The sequence below is a fragment of the Sphingomonas sp. genome (assembly GCF_017744835.1).
Lineage (GTDB): Bacteria > Pseudomonadota > Alphaproteobacteria > Sphingomonadales > Sphingomonadaceae > Sphingomonas.
Window position 1 is genome coordinate 80,722 of the sequence record NZ_JAGIAM010000006.1, and the last position, 18,446, is coordinate 99,167.

The window sequence follows — 18,446 nt, forward strand, 5'->3', positions numbered from 1 at the left end:
TCAATGCGGCGCGAATACGGTGAAACTCGCTTAAAACCGGTTGAGCGTCCCATCAGGAATTCTACGGCTGGAGCAGGGGCGTCCCGCGCGCCAGCGTCTCCTCGGCCGGAGTGAAGGCCGATCGCGCGGCGGGCGTGTCGGGGACGTCGGTCGCGAAAAAGGCGACGCCGGTGCCGCGGGCCGGGTCGATCCACAGCCCCGATCGCAGGCCATAGGCCTCGCCGCCATGCCCCAGCCGTGTGCGGCCGTCGCCGAACAGGTCGTCGCGGCAGCCTGGGCGGCGCGTGGGCAGGAAGGTCACCGCGAGCCCGTAGCTGCAATAGAAGCCGTCGCTGGTGTCGCCGTTGCTGCCGTCATAGGTCCACAAGGGCTTGCGCAGCAGCGCGACCGAGGCGGGGCGGAGCAGCCGCACGCCGTCGACCTTGCCCTGCCCGAGCAGCAGTCGGCCGATCTTCGCCAGCCCGCGCGCCGAGATGCGCAGCCCGCCCTGCGGCGCGAACATCGCGCCATTGGCCCCTGCGCGCCACTGCGAGAGGTCGCAGCTTCCGTCGGTCGCGGGCGTGACGGCGCAGGCGGGCGGTGCGCCGCGATGGTCGTCCTTGGTGGGCTGGCGCGCGCGATAGATCGTCACCGCCCGCGCCGCGGTCTCCCCCGAGCAGCTCGCCCAATTGTAGCAACCCTCGATGCCGAGCGGGAGAATCACAAGCCGGTTCATCAGCCGATCAAACCGCTCCCCGCTCGCGCGTTCCATCACCGCGGCGACCACCGGGAAGTTGAAATTGGTGTAGCGGAAATAGCCGCCGGGCGCGTGCTCGGGGTCCCATGCCCTGGGGTTTTCGAGCGCCGCGCGCATGTCGCCGTCGAGCGGCAGGACATAGTCGATCGTGTCCGTCAGGCTGGATCGGTGCGAGAGCAGCAGCCGCAGCGTGATCGGCGTATCGGGGAAGGCGGGGTTGCGCAGCCTCCAGCCGAGTTTCTCCGACACATCGGCATCGAGGTCGAGCACGCCCTGCTCGACCAGCCGCAGCACGGCGATCGCGACCACCAGCTTGGAGATCGAGGCGACGCGCACTGGATCGTCGGCGCGTATCGCGCGCTTCGACGCGAGATCGGCGAAGCCGTGCGCTTCCACTGCGGCCTCGCCGCCACGGTCGAACGCGACCCGCACCGTCGCCACCGGCTCGGATTGGGACGAAAGTGGCGGCGCTGCGGTGAGCAGCAGGGCGGCGAACAGCATGGCGCCGATCATGGCTGGCGCTTCCCCTTTTCGCAAACCGCGATAGTCTCCTCCCCATGAACCTGCGGCACATCGAGATCTTCCACGCCGTCTATGTGAACGGATCGGTCAGCGGCGCGGCGCGTGCGCTCAACGTGTCGCAACCTTCGGTGTCGAAGATGCTGCGCCATGCGGAGTCGCTGCTCGGCTTCCAGCTCTTCGAGCGCACCAACGGCCGGCTAGTCCCCACCGAGGACGCGCACACGCTGTTCACCGAAGTCGCCGAGATCCAGGACCGAGTCTATGCGCTGCGCGAGGCGGGGCGGAACCTGCGGCGCGGGGCGGGGGGCATGCTGCGCGTCTCCGCGCTTCCTTCGCTCGCGCTCCAGGCGGTGCCGACCGCAGTCGCGCGCTTCCTGCGTAGCCACGAGAATGTGCAGTTCGATCTGCAGACGGTCCACCACGACGATCTGCTCCGCAAGCTGTTCGAGCGCGAGACCGATATCGCGATCGCCTATGAGGTGCCGCCCGCATCCCCACTTGATCACCGCCCGCTCGGCGAAGGCGAGCTGGTCGTGCTCTATCGCGAGGAGGACATGCCCGACGCGCCGCCGCGGCTCGATCTCGGCTGCCTCAAGGGCAAGCGCTTCATCAGCCTCGCGACCAGCGGCCCGATCGGGCACCTGTTCAGCCAGGAGCTCGAGCGGCAGGACGTCGAGCTCGACGAAGTCATCTCGGCGCGCACCTTCTATATCGCCGCCGCGTTGGTCGAGCAGGGCGTGGGGATGACCGTCGTCGACAGCTTCACGGCCCAAGCCTATCTCGGCAACGGGCTGGCGATGCGCCCGCTCAGGCCCTCGCTCACCTTCGGGGTGCACGCGATGTTCCTGCACAACCGGCCGCTGACTGCGCTCGCCACCGATTTCCTCAAGACGCTGCGGGGTGTGATCGACGTGCCATAACGCGTGGCTATGCCGCGCCCCGCACACGCTATGCGCAGACATTTGGCTGCAGGCGATACGGGTGCGGGGCAATGATTCCAGCACCATATTTGCTTTATCTGGGCCACAGCGCCGACTTCGTCGGCATCAAGACCTCGCGTGGCCTGGCGACCTTCCGCCCAGAGGATTGCGTCGGCGAATTCCGCCACGACGATTGCCCGCTGACCGTGGGCATGCCCCGCATGACGATCGAGGAGGGCGCCGCCGCCGGTGCCCGCACGCTCGTGCTCGGCATCGCCAATTCGGGCGGCACGCTCGGGCGCGACCTGGTCGACGACGCCGTTGCCGCGCTCCAGGCGGGGATGAACGTCGCCGCCGGGCTTCACCAGCGACTGCGCGACGAGCCCCGGCTGGCGGCGCTCGCCAAGGAGAAGGGTCTGCAGCTCTTCGACGTGCGCGATCCGCCTGCGAACCTGGTCGTCGGCAACGGCTATGCGCGCGCCGGCCACCGGCTGCTCACGGTCGGCACCGATTGCTCGGTGGGCAAGATGTACACCACGCTGGCGCTCACCAAGGCGCTGCGTGCCCGCGGCGTCACCGCCGATTTCCGTGCGACCGGGCAGACCGGCATCCTGATCGCCGGTGCGGGCGTCCCGGTCGACGCAGTGATCGCCGACTTCATCTCGGGCGCGATCGAGCAGCTGGCGCCCGCCCGCCACGATGGCGGCTGGGACCTGATCGAGGGCCAGGGCTCGCTCTATCACCCGAGCTTCGCTGGCGTCTCCACCGGACTGCTCCACGGCGCCCAGCCCGAGGCGATCGTGCTCTGCCACGATCCGGCGCGCGCGAGCATGCGCGGCATTCCGGGGCGTGCGCTTCCGAGCCTGGCCGAGTGCCTGGAGATGAACCTGCTCGTCGCGCGACTGACCAGCCCCGACGTGCGCGCGGTGGGCGTGTGCCTCAACACCTCGACGCTCGATGCCCAGGCCGCGCGGGCCCTCTGCGCGCGCACCGAGGACGAGCTCGGCCTGCCCTGCACCGACCCGATGGTCTTCGGCGTCGAAGCCATCCTCGACGAGTTGCTATGTCTCGAAACCTCAGCGCACGACACGATCGCTTCGCACTGAGCCAGCCGTTCCGCATCTCGCGCGGCGTCAAGACGCAGGCGGATGTGGTGACGGTGACGCTCGATCAGGATGGCGTCGCCGGGCGCGGCGAGGGCGTGCCCTATCCGCGCTATGGCGAGAGCATCGAAAGCGCGCTGGCCGAAATCGAGGGCGTGCGGGCCGCGATCGAGGCGGGCGCAGGCCGTACCGAGCTGCTGGGGCTGCTGCCTGCGGGTGCTGCGCGCAACGCCGTCGATTGCGCGCTCTGGGACCTCGAAGCCCGGCTGGCCGGCCGTAGCGTCGCCCAGCTGATCGGCGCGCCCGAGCCGGAGCGGCTGGCGAGCGCGCTCACCGTGGTGATCGACACGCCGCCGGCGATGGGCCTCGCCGCGCGCCGGATCGCCGACGCGCCGCTGATCAAGGTCAAGGTCGACGCGACCATTCCCGACACGCAGATCCGCGCGGTCCGCCAGGCGGCGCCCGACGCGCGGCTGATCGTCGATCCCAACGAGAGCTGGGACCGGCAGCTTCTCGAGGCGATGGAGCCCGTACTGGTCGAGCACCGGGTCGACCTGCTCGAACAGCCCTTGCCCGCCGGACCCGACGAAGCGCTCGAGGGGCTGACCTACGCCATTCCGATCTGCGCCGATGAATCGGTCCATGTCGCCGCCGACCTCGACATCGTGTCGCGCCGCTACACCCATGTGAACGTCAAGCTCGACAAGTCGGGCGGCCTTACTGCCGGCTTCGAGCTCGCCCATGCCGCGCGGGCACGCGGCCTCGGGCTGATGACCGGTTGCATGGTCAGCTCCTCGCTCTCGATCGCCGCCGCGCTGCACGTCGCGCGCATGTCGGACTTCGTCGACCTTGACGGACCGATCTGGCTCAAGGAGGATCGCGCGGGCGGGGTACTCGACGAGCGCGGCTATATGTTGCCGCCGCAAAAGGGTTTTTGGGGGACGGTATGAAGGTCGCGCTGCTGCTCGGGATCGCGGCCTTGGCGCTGGGCGCCGCTTCCCCCGCTCCGCAGCACGTCGATCTGCTCATCCGCGGCGGCACGATCTACACCGGATCGGGCGAGCCGATCATCGGCGACATCGCGATTCGGGGCGACCGGATCGTCTCCGTGGGTCCCCATCTGCAGGTCAGCGCCGGCCGCGTGATCGAGGCCGGGGGCATGGTCGTCGCGCCCGGCTTCATCGACCCGCACACGCACATGGGCGACGATCTCTCTTCGAACGATGCCGAGAAGCGGCTGGTCCCAGCCTTCCTGATGCAAGGTGTCACCACAGCTTTCATCGGCAACGACGGGGGCGGCTCCCCGGAGGTCGGCAAGGTGCTGGCCAGCGCCAAGGCCAAGCCCGTCGGTATCAACTATGCCGCCTATGTCGGCTTCGGCGCGGTGCGCGAGAAGGTGGTGGGCGAGGCCGATCGCGCCCCGACCCTGGCCGAGCTAAGCCAGATGAAGACGCTGGTGGCGGACGCGATGTGCCAGGGGGCGCTGGGGCTTTCGACGGGGCTGTTCTATGCGCCGCAGAGCTTCGCCAAGACCGACGAGGTCGTGGCGCTCGCCCGCGAGGCGGGGAAGCGCGGCGGGGTTTACGACAGCCATATCCGCGACGAATCCAGCTATACCGTCGGGCTCGCCGCCGCGATCGACGAGGCGATCGCGATCGGGCGCGAGGGCGGGCTTCCGACGCACATCAGCCACATCAAGGCGCTCGGCGTCGACGTGCAGGGCCAGGCAGGCGCGATCATCGCCAAGGTCGAGGCCGCGCAGGCGCGCGGGCAGAAAGTCACCGCGGACCAATATCCCTGGTCGGCCTCGGGCACGAGCCTGGTCGCCTCGCTGATGCCGCTCTGGGCGCAGGACGGTGGCCGGCCGGAACTGCTCAAGCGCTTCGACGACCCGGCGCTCGCGGTCCGGCTGCGCGATGGCATCGTCGAGAATCTGCGCAAGCGCGGCGGCGCGGCCAAGCTGCTCATCGTCGAGGGCAAATATGCCAACCGCACGCTCGACGACGTCGCGCGCGAGCTGAAGCAGGATCCTGTCGCCGCCGCGATCACCGTGATCCGCATCGCCGATCCGGGGGTCGTCTCGTTCAACCAGAGCGAGGAAGACATCGCCGCCTTCATGCGCCGGCCCTGGGTGATGACCAGCTCGGATGCATCGGGCGGCCATCCGCGCGTCTATGGCAGCTTCGCGCGCAAATACGCCAAATACGTCAAGGCCGAGCGGGTGATCACCCTGCGTGACTTCATCGAGCGGTCCTCCTCGCTCACCGCCGACACCTTCGGCCTGGCGGACCGCGGCCGGCTTCGGCCCGGCGCCTTCGCCGATGTGGTCGTGTTCGATCCCGCAACCTTCGCCGAGCGCGCCACTTATGCGCAGCCCAGGCTTCTCGCCCAGGGCGTGCAGACCGTCGTCGTCAACGGCGTGGTCGCGGTCGACAAGGGCGCGCTCACCGGCAAGGCCGCCGGCCGCGCGCTGGCGCATACCCCGACGCCGGGAAGCTGCCGCTGATGCTGCGCGGCTGGTTCGCCATCCCGCTGTGGAAGCGGGTGCTCGGCGCGCTCGCGCTCGGGCTGGTCTTCGCCTTCGCCTGGCCGAGCGCGACGCCGTACGTCCAGTTCATGGGCGACCTGTTCGTCCGCGCGATCCGCATGCTGGTGGCGCCGATCGTGCTGGTGACGATCGCGGCGGGCATCACGTCGCTCGCCGATCCCAAGAGGCTCGGCGGCCTCGGCGGTCGCACCGTCGGCCTGTTCGCGCTGACCACGGCGATCGCGGTCTCGGTCGGCATGCTCGTTGCGGCGCTCGTGCAGCCCGGCGTCGGGGCGCCGCTCGGCACTGCCGCGCCGCATGCGCTGGGCGAGCCGGTCACGCCGTACCAGCAGCTCATCGGCATCATCCCGCTCAACATCTTCGAGGCGCTGGCCAAGGGCGACATGCTCGCGCTGATCTTCGTCGCGATCCTGATCGGCGTGGGCACGGTGATCGCCGGCGAGCCGGGCAAGCCTTTCGCATCGCTGCTCCAGTCGACTTCGGCGGTGCTGCTCAAGGTGGTCGGCATCGTGATGGAGGCGACGCCCTTCGGCGTGTTCGCGCTGATCGCCAATGCGGTGGCGGCGAACGGTGCCGCGGTGTTCGTCAATGTCGGCTGGCTGGCGCTGGCGGTGGTGCTCGGCTCGGCGATCCAGATCGTGGTGGTCCACAGCCTGATCCTCAAGCTGCTCGCGCGCCTGCCGCTGCTGCCCTTCTTCCGCGGTATCGTCGACGCGCTGGTCGTCGCCTTCTCGACTGCGTCGAGCTCGGCGACGCTGCCGGTGGCGATGCGCGTGTCGGAGAAGAACCTCGGCATCGCCCGCCCGGTCTTCTCCACCGTCCTCCCGCTCGGCGCGAGCATCGGCAAGGACGGGACGGCGATGTACGTCGGCCTGCTCAGCATGTTCGCGCTCCAGGCCTTCGGCACGCCGCTGACGCCCCAGGTCTACGGCATGGTGCTGCTCACCGGCGCGCTCGCCGCCTTCGGGACTGCGCCGGTCCCCTCCGCCTCGCTGTTCATGCTCGCCGCGGTGCTCTCCGCCGTCGGCGTGCCGCCCGAGCAGACCGCGCTCGTCGTCGGCTTCGTGCTGCCGTTCGACCGGCTGCTCGACATGACCCGCACCGTTCCCAGCGCGAGCGCCAATCTCACCGTCGCCACCACCGTGGCGCGCTGGGAGAACGAGCTCGACGAAGCCGTCTACAGGGCCCCCGATCGTGCATAGATCCTTGCTACTCACTCTCGCCCTCGTCTCGGCCGCACCCGCGCTGGCGCAGAGCCTTCCGCAGCGCGTCCAGGCCAGGCTGGGCGAGGCGCCCAAGGGCACGCGCTTCGGGCTGCTGGTGACCGACGAGCAGGGGCGCGAGATCGTCGCGGTCGACGCCGACGATCGATTCATGCCGGCCTCGAACACCAAGATCTACACCACGGCGGCCGCCTATTGGACGCTCGCCGGGATCGATCGGCCCGATGCTACGGGCGGCGCGGCGGTGCGGATCGAGGGCAGCGACGTGATCCTCGTCGGCAACGGCGATGCCCGGCTTTCGAGCGCTGCGGATTGCACCACCGATTGCCTCGCCACGCTCGCCGATGCCGTGGCGGCCAAGACCCGACAGGTCCGCAACGTGATCGGCGACGCCACGCTCTTCCCCGACCAGCGCTGGAGCCCGGGGATGAGCTGGAACAACATCCCGAGCCGCTACGGCACCGGTATCGCGGCGCTGACGCTCGACGACAACGAGATCGCGCTCGACGTGAAGCCGGGCGCAGTGGGCGATGCGCCCGCGGTCGCCGGGCTCGGCTATTACACGATAGACAATCAGGCAGTGACGTTGCCGGCGGGCGGCAAGACCGACCTCGACTTCGATCGCCCGGTCAACAGCCGCACGCTGCGCCTCACCGGCACGATCGCGGCCGACGCTGCGCCCCAGACGCTGCGCATGGGCATCGACGATCCCGCGCATTATGCCGCGTGGCGCTTTCGCGCGCTGCTCAAAGCGCGCGGTGTGCAGGTGAGCGGTGCGGTCTCCTCGCGCTACCGCCCGCTTGCGCCTTCGGACGATCCCGCGGTGCGCCAGGGGGCGCCCGTCGCGCGGCCGCCCCAGCAGCCCGCGCTCGCGCGCCTCGCGCCGCCGCCGCTCGCCGAGGACATCCGCACGATCAACAAGGAAAGCCAGAACCTCCATGCCGAGCTGCTGATGCGCCGCGTGGGGCTCAAGCGCGGCAGCGGATCGATCCCCGACGGCGTGGCCGAGGTCGAGACGATGCTGCAGGCCGCCGGCGTGCCCCGCACCGCCTGGGACCTTTCCGACGGATCGGGCATGTCGACCTATAATCGCACCGCGCCGCGCAGCACCGTGCGGCTGCTGCGCTGGATCGCCGTGCAGCCCTGGGGCGCGGCATGGCGCGCGACGCTGCCGATCGCGGGGCAGGACGGCACGCTGGCGAAGCGCTTCAAGGGCACGATCCTGGAGGGCAAGCTCTTCGCCAAGACCGGCACGATCAACGCCACCAATGCGCTGTCGGGATACATGATCGCCAAGAGCGGCCGCACGCTCACTTTCTCGGTGATCGCCAACGACGTTCCCGGCGACGTGAGCGCGACGCGCTTCATGGATGCGGCGCTGGTCGAGGTCGCCGCGGCGAACTGAGGCTGGGCCGCCGGGCTTATTGCGGCCGGTGCTCGAGATAGAGATAGGCGGGATCGAACTCGGCGACGCGCTGCAGCGCGTCCCAGTCGAGGATCGTCACGGTCGACTGGCGAAATTCCACCAGGCGCCGCTCGCGAAGCTCGCGCAGCATCCGGTTGACGTGCACCGAAGTGAGGCCAAGGCACTCCGCCAGGTCGATCTGCGTCAGCCTCAGATCATATCGCAACCCCTGCGCCAGGCCGACGATCCCCAGCCGCACATAGAGCTCGCAGAAGAGATGCGCGGTCCTCGCCAGCGCCGAGCGGCGACCGAGCGAAAGCATCCATTCGCGGTGGATCGACGCATCGAGGTTGGTGCTGAACCACAAGAGACGCGTGAGGTGCGGGAATTCCTGCGTGATCCGGCGCAAGCCCGCATGCGGCACCGCCACCACCTGGCACGGCGTCAGCGACACGATGTCATGGTCGAGCCGCTTCAGCGTGAAGCTGTGGAGGTCGACGAAATCCCCGGCGACGTGCAACTCGGTGATCTGGCGCTCGCCGCTGCGCACGTCCTTCTGGCGGCACGCCATCCCGTCGAGCAGCAGCGTGCTGACCGTGAGCTCGTCGCCGGCCCGCACCAGCTTGACGTCGGCGTCCACCGTTCGCACGTCGCGCGCCACCGATCGCAGCGCTTCCTCCTCCTGCGGGGAGACGCTGTCGCGGGCGCGCAGCTTCATCAGGTGCCGCTCGATCATTCCGATCACTCCCCGGCTGTATCCCCTCCGGACGGCTGCCGGCCGGCGCGTGCGGCGGCCGGCTTGCCGAGAGGGCAGAAGGCATGAAGGCGTAACTCGCCCGCGCCTGCAGAGTTCAGCAGGCGCCAGGCGGACGGGAATCAATCGGCTCCCCCAAGTCCGTGCGCGAACAAGGCGAGCACCGCGCCGGCCTCCTGCTGCCCCGCCGCGGCCCGGCCGTCGAGCGCAAGCATTGCCAGCCCGTGCACGATCGCCCAGGCAGCGGTGGTCGCGACGGCCGCATGGGCAGCCGGTACGATCCGCTCCACCCGCCGCGCGAGCACCGCATAGGCGGATCCTCCGGCGTCGCCGGGCTCCGGGGTTTCGCAGACTCCGGAGAACATCAGCCGGAACAGCGCGGGATGCGCCCGGGCGAAGGCCAGATAGGCAAGGCCCTGCGCGACCAGTGCCTCGCGCCCGCTCACCTCGGCATCCGCAGCCTCCAGCGACGCGCGCAGCATCACGAAGCCGGCATCCGCCACGGCGCTCAGCAGCGCGGCCTTGTCGGGGAAGTGGCGGTAGGGGGCCATGGCGGAAACTCCCGCCGCGCGCGCGACGCTGCGCAGGCTCAGCTCGCTCGCACCTTCGGCGAGCATCTCCATCGCAACCTGCACAAGCCTTTCCCGCAGGCCGCCGCGTTCGTCCGTCATTTGATGTTTACACCGTACACAAGCCAATATATGTTTACAGCGTAAACAGAGGAGTCGGAACATGCAAGCCAAGGTCGTGCGCGAGACGGTGGACCTCTCGCTTTATCCGGACCTCGTCGTCGTGCTGCTGGGATTCAAGCTGCGGCGGCTGCGCGGCCTGCCCGGGTTGCTCGGCATCGGCCGGGGGCTGGCCACGCTGCGGAGCGACCCGCCCGAGGGGCTGCTCCACCACGAGCAGTTCCTGTTCGCCTGGAACCATGTCGGCATCCGCCAATATTGGCGCGACCTCGAGAGCCTCGAACGCTTCACCCGCGATCCGCTGCACGCGGGCTGGTGGCGCGACTTCCTGCGCGACACGCGCGGCTGCGGCTTCTGGCACGAGACCTACAGCAGTGGCCGCGGCATGGAGGCGATCTACATCGACATGCCCGAACGCACCGGCTTCGGCCGCTTCGCGCCGCCCCGACATGCAGTGGGCCCGTTCATGTCGAGCCGCGAGCGGCTGCGCGAGGATGTCCGCGAGCGGGCGGTCTGAATCCTCAACCTAGGCCGTGAACGCATAAACGACTGCTATCGTCACAGGGGCTGAATGCCCGATGTTGAGTGACTTTCGGCGCGACCCTTCCGAGGACAAAGTCGCTAACTGCCGTTGGCGTCGCCATGTGCGAACGACTGCTATTCCACAGCCAATTCGTACTCGGGATTGTAGCCATGGGTGACCACGCCAGAGCCCTCCGCAGCAACTTGCCGGGCCGTCCGCCCGTCCAGGCGACGCCAAATCCCAATAAAGCAGCGCGCCGCCCGAAGCTTGCCAGAAGGGCGAAGATCTTTCGCGATGTACACTCCTTTTGGCTCGTCCGTCGAACGATCGGTAAGCCTCCTTCGCCCGAATTTTCCGATATCATCGACCCCACAGATTTCTATTTTCCTGTCGATCCAGCTCGATGGGGAGCTCTCTAGTAGCCTAATTTCGACACGTTCAGCCGCTTGATCGTTTGATGCGGCTAGCGATGTCGAAATCGCGGCCGCTACAACGAAAAATGCGAGAATGTTGCTCACGCGCCGGCTCCAAATGCGCTTAAGAGAAACAAGCTATCATGCTGCTGAAGAGGTTTAAAGATACGGTGTAGCGTCTCCCGGCCGATGTCAGCCGTAGATGAGTTGACGGTATCGTGATATGCGAAACGTGCTCCAAGTGGCGATTTACCTGCTGCAGCAATGGCATCAACTTCCTCGTTGTCGCCTCCAATCGCGATCTGCCTCCCAATTGGTTCGCCAAGTGTCGGGGGCATTCGGGTTCCCGCCTGGATCTCCGCCCGTATTTCCACCAGGTCCCCGTGGCCCGCCGACCGACGGGAGGGATGGAAGCGCCGCGTTCCATCAACGCCTCCGAACAGGTCGTGCACAGCAACGCTCACCAACCCCGCTCCGGGATGGCCTGGAAGATCTTGTAGCAACTGGTGATCATCCCAGACACCGTGGCGGGGTTGCACGATGCGCGCGGCTTAGATCGACCCCTCCCTGCGAGCAGGGAGGGGTGCACGTTTGGCTGAATTATCCTAGCCCGCGTCCCAGGCCGCGATCACCGCGTCCCCGGTCGCCGGGCGCAATGCGAAGATGCCGCTGTCGCGGTGCCGCGTCGGATGCACCCGGTTGGTGAGCAGCGTCCAGGCGACGCCACGCGCGAAGTCGACCCACAGCCCGGTACCGGTGAAGCCGGTATGGCCGATCGTCTCCGCCGAGCAGGCCTGCCCGCCCGACCAGTCGGGGAATTTGCGCTCCCACCCGCAGGTACGGTGCGCATATTGCGGCGTGCGGATCGCCTCGAGCATCGCCGGGCTCGCGCCGCTGCCGTCGAGCAGGCCCCGCGCGAAGCCCAGCACGCCGGCCACGGTGCCGAACAGCCCGGCATGGCCGGTCTGGCCGCCCATCGCCGCGCAATTCTCGTCATGGACTTCGCCGCGGAGCACGCGCCCGCGCCAGCTGCAGCGCTCGGTCGCCACGGCAGGGCCGGGCGGCGGACCGTAGCTGAGGCCCTCGCCCAGCGCCCACTCGCCGAGCGGCGCGCCGGTGATCCGCTCGATCGCAATGCCGAGCAGGATGAAGTTGATGTCCGAATAGACCGGATCCTCGCGCTGCCGCCATTCGCGCTGGAGCACGAAGGCGCGGAGCCGCGCCGGATCGTCGCCATAGGTGTAGATCGGCTCGACCGCGGGAAGCCGCGTGCGGTGCGCCAGGCAGTCGCGGAAGGTCAGCGTCCGCTCATAGGCGCCCGCCACGTCATATTGCCTGAGGTCGGGAATCGCGCTGGTGAGCGGCGCGTCGAGGTCGAGCCGGCCCTCGTCGGCCAGCCGCAGGATCATCACCGTGGTCGCGATCACCTTGGAGACCGAGGCCAGGTCGAACCAGTGATCCTCGGTCAGGGGCTCGGGCCCGGGCTCGATCGCGGCGAGGCCCGCGTGGCGCACCCAGCGCCGCCCGTCGGCCGCGACCACGCCCAGCGCTGCGCCCGGAATCCGCCCCTCGGCCACTGCGGCGGCGGCGGGCGCGAAGGCGGCGTCGATGTTCACGGCCGGTCGTCCTCGCGCGGCTTGATCCGGGCGAGCACCGGCAGGAAGGCGATCGCCGCCAGGCTCAGCACGCCCGATGCGAGGAAGAACAGGTCGAAGCCGTTATAGCCGGCGGCGTCGAGCTGCTCGACGATCTGCCCGCCGGCGCCCGACAGCAGTCGCGCGAGCAGGAACGCGAAGCCCGAGAGGAAGGCATATTGCGCGCCGGGATAGCGCGGGTTCACCAGCATCGAGAGATAGACCACGAACACCGCGCCCGCCATGCCGTTGCCGAACTGGTCGGCGGCGGTGGCGACATAGAGCAGCAGCTCGTCGCGCGGCTGGTGCGCCAGCCAGACGAAGCCGAAATTGCCGATCGCGGCGAACACTGCGCCGATCGCGAGCGTCACGGGCGAGCGCCAGCGCGTCACCATCCAGCCGCCCAGCCCCACGCCGATGATGCTCGCCGCCAGCGCCACCAGCCCGTCGGCACGCCCGATCTCGGTCTTGGTATAGCCCAGGCCCAGGATCATCGGCTTGGACAGGTTGAGCGCGAGCACGTCGCCCATGCGATAGATCGACACGAACGCCATCAGCACGATCGCCATGGCGCCGTAGCGCCAGAAGAAGTCGACATAGGGCCCGATCGCGACCGAGGTGCGCAGCGGATCGTTCGGCCCGGCGCGGCGGATGCGGGGCAGCGCGAAGGCCATGGCGACGAAGGGCAGCATCGCGACGACGATGACGAAGGTCTTGACGTCGGTCTGCGGCCCCACGCCGATCGCCGCGGCTCCGGACAGCAGGGCCCAGCCGATCACGCCCGTGGCGAGCGTCGACACGCCGAGGATCGCCGCGCTCGCCAGCAGTCCGGTCGCCAGCGCCGGCCAGCGCCCGCCGCCGTGCGCGGGATCGGGGCGCATCGCCGCGAGGATGGGGAAGGGGACGAAGGCGGCGATGGCGATCGCCAGATAGGCGCCGCTCCAGCCGAGCCCCGGCGCGTCGGCGATCAGCAGCGCGCCGCTGCCCGCCGCGACCATCGCCGTGCGATAGCCCCACAGGTTCGCCGCCGCGATCGGGCCCTGTTCGGCCTCGGTGGGGGCGAGCTCGATGCGCCACGCGTCGGCGGCGACTTCGAGCGTCGTGGTCCAGAAGGCGAGCAGCACCGCGAACAGCGCGGTCAGCGCCAGGCTCGCGTCCGACGCGGTCAGCGTCATCGCCAGCATCGAGGCGAAGATGCCGAGCTGCGAGAGCATGATCCACCCGCGCCGCTTCCCCCAGAAGCGCGCGAAGCCGGGAATGTCGTAGCGATCGAGCAGCGGCGCCCAGAGGAACTTGAACGTCGGCAGCAACTGCACCCAGGCGAAGAAGCCGATGATCGTCAGCGCCACGCCGTGATCGGTGAGCCGCGCCGCGAGCACGGTCGAGAACATGTAGAAGGGCAGCCCCGCCGAGAAGCCGAGCAGCACGTAGAGCGCCATCCGGCCGAGCCCGTGCGGCACGGGCGAAGCGGCGGGCGGCGAGGGTGCCAGGGTGGCGGCATGCTGGGGGGAAGCCATCGCGCCACGCTCGGCCAAGCGGGGCCGCGCGTCAACGGTTCGGCCTGTTGCTCCCCGGCCACGTTTCAAGGCCCACATGCCGCCAAGCTATGGATTTGCGAACAGAAACTATGGCGCGGTGCAACATTACTGTTACTTAATGTCACGGTTCCGCAAGGGTCGCGGTCAGTTGGGGGCTCAAAGACATGAATGGTACCAAGTCATTCAAGAATATCCTGATTTCCGGCACTGCGCTGGCGATCCTGGGAACCGCTCCCGCCTGGGCGCAGACGGCAAGTGACACGCAGGCGGCCGAGACCGCCGCTCCCGCGCCGGAAGGGGACATCATCGTCACCGGCTCGCGCATCCGCCGCGACGGCTTCCAGGCGCCGACGCCGGTCACGGTGCTGACGCAGGAAGACATCCAGAACACCTCGCCGACCAACAACATCGCCGACTTCGTCAACCAGCTGCCGCAGCTCGCGGGCTCGACCAAGCCGGGCAACTCGCGCCTCAACATCTCGAACGGTTCGGCGGGCATCAACGCCCTCAACCTGCGCAACCTGGGCGAAGGCCGCACGCTGGTCCTGGTCGACGGCAAGCGCTCGGTCGGTTCGACGATCTATGGCTGGGTCGACGTCAACACGATCCCGCAGGCGCTGGTCGACCGCGTCGAGGTCGTCACCGGCGGCGCCTCGTCGGCCTATGGCTCGGACGCCGTCGCGGGCGTGGTCAACTTCATCCTCAACACCAAGTACGAGGGGCTGAAGATCGAAGCGGACACCGGCGTGACCAACGCCGGCGACGGGTTCAACTATTCGGGCAGCATCGCGGGCGGAACCGCCTTTGCCGGGGGCCGCGGACACTTCGTCTTCAACGCCGAGATCGCGCACCAGGACGGCATCTTCTACATCGATCCGCACGATCGCCCGTGGAACCAGACCGGCTATGTGCAATATTCCGACCCTGCCTGGGTGAGCGGAGTCAGCACCACCCCGCGCTGGATCACGACCAGCCGGCCGGTCGGCCAGACCAACCAGGCTCCGGGCGGCTTCATCACGGGTTCGGCCGGCGGCGTCGCCAACCGGCTGCGCGGCCTCTATTTCGGCCAGAACGGGCAGGTCATTCCGTTCCAGTACGGCTCGATCAACTCGCCGTCGCTGGCGAGCGGCAGCGCGCCCACCCGGACCATCGGCGGGGACTGGACGCTCAATGACTCGGGCCGCCGTATCGGCCTCAACCCTGAGGACGATCGCTGGGGCGTCTTCGGCCGGCTGAGCTTCGAAGTCGCGGACGGCGTCGAGGTCTACGCCCAGGGTTCGTACAATCATCAGGAAGTGCTGTTCAACGCTGGTCCCAACCTGTCGTCGTTCTCGCTGGACACCCGAGGCTGCACGACCACCCCGAACCCCCTCACCTGCAACGCTTTCGCTCTCCAGACGCTCGGCGCCGCTGCACTCACGGGTGTCAACACCGTCAGCGTCACCACCACGGCAGCCGACCTGCCATGGCGCGGCATCAACAACCAGCGCAGCGTCCAGCGCTATGTCGTGGGCGCCGAGGGCTCCTTCGACGCGTTCGGCAAGTCGGCGAACTGGGACGTCTATGCCCAGTACAGCCGCTCCGACCTGCGCGAGCAGCTGCGCGACATCATGAACGTCACGCGGCTGGCCAATGCGACGGCGGCGGTTTTCGCGCCCGCCGGCAATGCAGGCGGCTATGCGCCCGGCTCGATCCAGTGCCTGATCAACGTCGATACCAATGCGACCAACGATGACCGGGCCTGCGTGCCGCTCAACCGCCTCGGCCTTGGCGTCGCCAGCCCGGCGGCGATCGATTACGTGCTGGGCGATCCCTACCGCAAGCAGGTGATGGAGCAGTTCGTCACCGGCGTGAACCTGTCGCTGACGCCCTTCGCCACTTGGGCCGGCGACGTCAGCGTCGCGGTGGGCGGCGAGTACCGCAAGGAGAAGATCCGCGGCAGCGTGCCGACCGAATACCAGCCCACCGTGACTGCCACCGGTACCACCAACGCCTGGTCGGTGGGCAACTATCTGCCCTTCACCGGCGAGTACAACGTCAAGGAAGCCTATCTCGAGACCGTGGTTCCGCTCGGCCTCGGGCTGGAATTCAACGGCGCCGTGCGGGCGACCGACTATTCGAACGCCGGTTACGTCACCACCTGGAAGCTCGGTGCGAGCTGGCAGCCGATCGAGGACATCCGTATCCGCGTGACGCGCTCGCGCGACATCCGGGCACCCAACCTCAACGAGCTCTATCAGGCGGGCACCGCGAACAGCGATTCCGTCGCCAACCCGAACTTCGTCCCCGGCGCCACCGGCTCGGCCGGGACCCAGCGGTTCGGCTATTCGGGTCTCGTCACCGGCAATCCGAACCTGAAGCCCGAAGTCGCCAACTCGTGGAACGTCGGCGCGGTTCTCTCGCCGCGCTTCGTGCCGGGCTTCACCGCCTCGGTCGACTATTTCCGCATCGATCTCGACTCGGCGATCGACTCGCTCTCCGCGCAGGAGATCGTCAACCGCTGCGCCGAGGGTAACCAGGACTTCTGCGACGCGATCACCGAGGATCCGGCTCGCTCGACTCCGGATTCGCCCTATCTGCTGATCCGCAGCCAGCCGTTCAACTTCGTCAACCGGCTGGTGCGCGGCATCGACTTCGATGCGGCCTATCGCCTGCCGGTCGGCGCCGACCAGAACATCACGATCAAGGGCGTCGCGACGCGCTACATCGAGAATCTGATCAACACCGGCGTCGCCGGCGTCGTGCCGGTCAACACCGTCGGCTCGAACGGCGGCCAGGCCAGCACCCCGACCTGGATCTTCCGCGGCAGCATCGCCTATGACTCGCCGGACTTCTCGGCGACGGTCGTCGGCCGCGGCGTCAGCGCCGGCAAATATGACTCGGCCGGCATCGAGTGCCAGACCGGCTGCCCGGTCATCACCACCAGCTCGCAGTTCCAGACCTATGACGACAACCATGTCTCGGGGCTGTTCTACGTCGACCTCAACCTGACGCAGCGAGTGCGGATGGGCGGTTCGAAGGCGGAGCTGTTCTTCAACGTCACCAACCTGTTCAACCGCTGGCCGCTGCTGGTGCCGGAGACCGGCCTCGCCGCGAACAGCACCTATTCGGACCTGCTCGGCCGCCAGTTCCGCGTCGGCTTCCGCTTCGAGCTGAAGTAAGGCCGGCGCCGGGCGCTTCGGACGCCCGGATGCGTGCAAGAGGGCGGTGGGGGAAATCCCGCCGCCCTTTTTCATGTCCGGCGGTCGGCGGCCACGTCGGCCAATCGGTTCCTTCGATCAGTGCCCCCCGCGAGCATCGTTGATGATGCCGCAACAACCCGCGCTGCGCTGCGCAGCCGCTGTATCCCCGCCCGGGAGCCAGATTGAAAATCCCGTTCTTTCAACGACTTTGGCAACTTCGCCTGCGCGCCTCCGGTTCTTGCGCCATCCCAGCAGGAGTGGTTGCCATGTTCATGCACAACAAACGGCTGCAATATACGGTGCGCTTGTCCGAGCCGAACCCCAGGCTCGCCTGCGTCCTCCTCGAGCAATTCGGCGGTGCCGACGGCGAGCTCGCCGCGGCGATGCGCTATTTCACCCAGGGCCTCGGCGAAGAGGACCCCGGCCGCAAGGACATGCTGCTCGACATCGCCACCGAGGAGCTGAGCCATCTCGAAGTGATCGGCTCGATCGTGACGATGCTCAACAAGGGCGTGAAGGCGCAGCTCTCCGAAGCGCAGGAGTCGGAGGCTGACCTGTTCGCGATGGTCGGCCAGACCGGCACCTCGGCCAAGGAGTCGATCCTCTTCGGCGGCGGCCCCGCGCTGATCGATTCCGCCGGCGTCCCCTGGACCGCCGCCTATATCGACTCCCGCTCCGAACCGACCGTCGACCTGCGCAACAACATCGCCGCCGAGAGCCGCGCCAAGATCGTCTACGAGCGGCTGATCAACATCACCGACGATCCCGGGATCAAGGAAGCGCTCGGCTTCCTGATGACGCGCGAGGTGGCGCACCAGAAGTCGTTCGAGAAGGCGCTCTATTCGATCGAGCCCAACTTCCCCTCGGGCAAGCTGCCGGCAATGGAGCAATATGCCAGCGTCTATGTGAACACCTCGCAGGGCGAAGGCGACATGACCGGACCGTGGAACTCGGGCGATCAGTGGGATCGCATCGACGACCTCGAGCAGACCATGCCGATCGACGGCGGCGACGGGACGGCCACGGTCGACCTCGACACCGGCGACAAGGCGGCGTTGGCGCAGCTCGCAACGCGGCTGGCGTCCGACACGACGCGCGATCCGACCACGGGCACCGATCTCGGCGCCGGCCCGGGCGCGGGCCGCACCAAGCAGCTCGAACCAATGGACTGAGCGCTCGGCGCAGAGGAACAGGCGGAGCGGCAATGGGTTGCAGACATGGTGCCGCTCCGCCCGAGCGGCGTGATGGTGAGCCAT

The 18,446-nt window shown here is 68.4% G+C and carries 15 protein-coding genes; 9 read left to right on the forward strand and 6 right to left on the reverse strand.

The window, feature by feature from the left end; translation table 11 throughout:
- Positions 1–61: 61 nt before the first annotated feature.
- A complete protein-coding gene (locus tag J7500_RS16415) occupies positions 62–1,249 on the reverse strand; it encodes a serine hydrolase (protein WP_294063049.1) in 1,188 nt (395 codons plus the stop codon).
- Between the two features lie 44 nt (positions 1,250–1,293).
- On the opposite strand from J7500_RS16415, the gene J7500_RS16420 reads away from it, so the two are divergent.
- The 6 genes from J7500_RS16420 (at position 1,294) to dacB (ending at position 8,457) form a co-directional block, all read left to right on the forward strand.
- Positions 1,294–2,178, forward strand: a complete 885-nt coding sequence (locus J7500_RS16420) for a LysR substrate-binding domain-containing protein (RefSeq protein ID WP_294063050.1) — start codon at positions 1,294–1,296, stop codon at positions 2,176–2,178.
- Between the two features lie 71 nt (positions 2,179–2,249).
- Positions 2,250–3,284, forward strand: a complete 1,035-nt coding sequence (dgcN, locus tag J7500_RS16425) for an N-acetyltransferase DgcN (protein WP_294063051.1) — start codon at positions 2,250–2,252, stop codon at positions 3,282–3,284.
- Positions 3,242–4,231: an N-acetyl-D-Glu racemase DgcA gene (dgcA, locus tag J7500_RS16430; protein ID WP_294063052.1), complete on the forward strand. Its 990-nt coding sequence runs from the start codon at positions 3,242–3,244 to the stop codon at positions 4,229–4,231. Before dgcN ends, dgcA begins: the two co-directional genes overlap by 43 nt.
- The gene (locus J7500_RS16435) at positions 4,228–5,787 is read left to right on the forward strand and encodes an amidohydrolase family protein (RefSeq protein WP_294063053.1); all 1,560 of its coding nucleotides are present in this window, start codon (positions 4,228–4,230) and stop codon (positions 5,785–5,787) included. The genes dgcA and J7500_RS16435 overlap by 4 nt, the downstream gene beginning before the upstream one ends.
- Positions 5,787–7,031 carry a dicarboxylate/amino acid:cation symporter gene (locus J7500_RS16440; protein ID WP_294063054.1) on the forward strand — a complete coding sequence of 415 codons (1,245 nt, stop codon included), beginning with the start codon at positions 5,787–5,789 and terminating at the stop codon, positions 7,029–7,031. The genes J7500_RS16435 and J7500_RS16440 overlap by 1 nt, the downstream gene beginning before the upstream one ends.
- A gap of 4 nt (positions 7,032–7,035) precedes the next feature.
- Complete coding sequence (gene dacB / locus J7500_RS16445; RefSeq protein ID WP_294063055.1) at positions 7,036–8,457, forward strand: D-alanyl-D-alanine carboxypeptidase/D-alanyl-D-alanine-endopeptidase; 1,422 nt, start codon at positions 7,036–7,038, stop codon at positions 8,455–8,457.
- A 16-nt stretch (positions 8,458–8,473) separates the two neighbouring features.
- Here dacB and J7500_RS16450 read toward each other — a convergent pair whose 3' ends face one another.
- Positions 8,474–9,193, reverse strand: coding sequence for a Crp/Fnr family transcriptional regulator (locus J7500_RS16450; protein ID WP_294063056.1), 720 nt, complete (start codon positions 9,191–9,193; stop codon positions 8,474–8,476).
- A 140-nt stretch (positions 9,194–9,333) separates the two neighbouring features.
- Entirely contained in the window at positions 9,334–9,882 is a 549-nt protein-coding gene (locus J7500_RS16455; protein ID WP_294063057.1) for a TetR/AcrR family transcriptional regulator, read from the reverse strand.
- A 61-nt stretch (positions 9,883–9,943) separates the two neighbouring features.
- Here J7500_RS16455 and J7500_RS16460 point away from each other — a divergent pair, with 61 nt between their 5' ends.
- Positions 9,944–10,417 (forward strand): DUF4188 domain-containing protein, encoded by a 474-nt coding sequence (locus tag J7500_RS16460; protein ID WP_294063059.1) that lies wholly within the window; start codon positions 9,944–9,946, stop codon positions 10,415–10,417.
- A gap of 140 nt (positions 10,418–10,557) precedes the next feature.
- Here J7500_RS16460 and J7500_RS16465 read toward each other — a convergent pair whose 3' ends face one another.
- The 3 genes from J7500_RS16465 to J7500_RS16475 all read right to left on the reverse strand — a co-directional run bounded on the left by J7500_RS16465 (position 10,558) and on the right by J7500_RS16475 (position 13,987).
- Positions 10,558–10,941 carry a hypothetical protein gene (locus tag J7500_RS16465; RefSeq protein ID WP_294063060.1) on the reverse strand — a complete coding sequence of 128 codons (384 nt, stop codon included), beginning with the start codon at positions 10,939–10,941 and terminating at the stop codon, positions 10,558–10,560.
- Positions 10,942–11,441: 500 nt separating this feature from the next.
- Complete coding sequence (locus tag J7500_RS16470) at positions 11,442–12,452, reverse strand: serine hydrolase (RefSeq protein WP_294063062.1); 1,011 nt, start codon at positions 12,450–12,452, stop codon at positions 11,442–11,444.
- Positions 12,449–13,987 (reverse strand): permease, encoded by a 1,539-nt coding sequence (locus J7500_RS16475; RefSeq protein WP_294063064.1) that lies wholly within the window; start codon positions 13,985–13,987, stop codon positions 12,449–12,451. The genes J7500_RS16470 and J7500_RS16475 overlap by 4 nt, the downstream gene beginning before the upstream one ends.
- Positions 13,988–14,172: 185 nt before the next feature.
- Here J7500_RS16475 and J7500_RS16480 point away from each other — a divergent pair, with 185 nt between their 5' ends.
- Both J7500_RS16480 and J7500_RS16485 read left to right on the forward strand, forming a co-directional pair.
- A complete protein-coding gene (locus J7500_RS16480; protein ID WP_294063065.1) occupies positions 14,173–17,169 on the forward strand; it encodes a TonB-dependent siderophore receptor in 2,997 nt (998 codons plus the stop codon).
- Positions 17,170–17,456: 287 nt separating this feature from the next.
- On the forward strand, positions 17,457–18,362 hold the full coding sequence (locus tag J7500_RS16485) for a manganese catalase family protein (RefSeq protein WP_294063066.1): 906 nt from the start codon (positions 17,457–17,459) through the stop codon (positions 18,360–18,362).
- Positions 18,363–18,446: the final 84 nt, after the last annotated feature.

Excerpts from the sequence above, each read along its gene's own strand:
- J7500_RS16440 (WP_294063054.1), top strand. The coding sequence starts at position 5,787 with ATGCTGCGCGGCTGGTTCGCCATCCCGCTGTGGAAGCGGGTGCTCGGC.
- J7500_RS16480 (WP_294063065.1), top strand. The coding sequence starts at position 14,173 with ATGAATGGTACCAAGTCATTCAAGAATATCCTGATTTCCGGCACTGCG.
- J7500_RS16475 (WP_294063064.1), bottom strand. The coding sequence starts at position 13,987 with ATGGCTTCCCCCCAGCATGCCGCCACCCTGGCACCCTCGCCGCCCGCC.
- J7500_RS16455 (WP_294063057.1), bottom strand. The coding sequence starts at position 9,882 with ATGACGGACGAACGCGGCGGCCTGCGGGAAAGGCTTGTGCAGGTTGCG.
- dgcA (WP_294063052.1), top strand. The coding sequence starts at position 3,242 with ATGTCTCGAAACCTCAGCGCACGACACGATCGCTTCGCACTGAGCCAG.
- dgcN (WP_294063051.1), top strand. The coding sequence starts at position 2,250 with ATGATTCCAGCACCATATTTGCTTTATCTGGGCCACAGCGCCGACTTC.
- J7500_RS16450 (WP_294063056.1), bottom strand. The coding sequence starts at position 9,193 with ATGATCGAGCGGCACCTGATGAAGCTGCGCGCCCGCGACAGCGTCTCC.
- J7500_RS16415 (WP_294063049.1), bottom strand. The coding sequence starts at position 1,249 with ATGATCGGCGCCATGCTGTTCGCCGCCCTGCTGCTCACCGCAGCGCCG.
- J7500_RS16460 (WP_294063059.1), top strand. The coding sequence starts at position 9,944 with ATGCAAGCCAAGGTCGTGCGCGAGACGGTGGACCTCTCGCTTTATCCG.
- J7500_RS16420 (WP_294063050.1), top strand. The coding sequence starts at position 1,294 with ATGAACCTGCGGCACATCGAGATCTTCCACGCCGTCTATGTGAACGGA.
- J7500_RS16435 (WP_294063053.1), top strand. The coding sequence starts at position 4,228 with ATGAAGGTCGCGCTGCTGCTCGGGATCGCGGCCTTGGCGCTGGGCGCC.
- J7500_RS16485 (WP_294063066.1), top strand. The coding sequence starts at position 17,457 with ATGTTCATGCACAACAAACGGCTGCAATATACGGTGCGCTTGTCCGAG.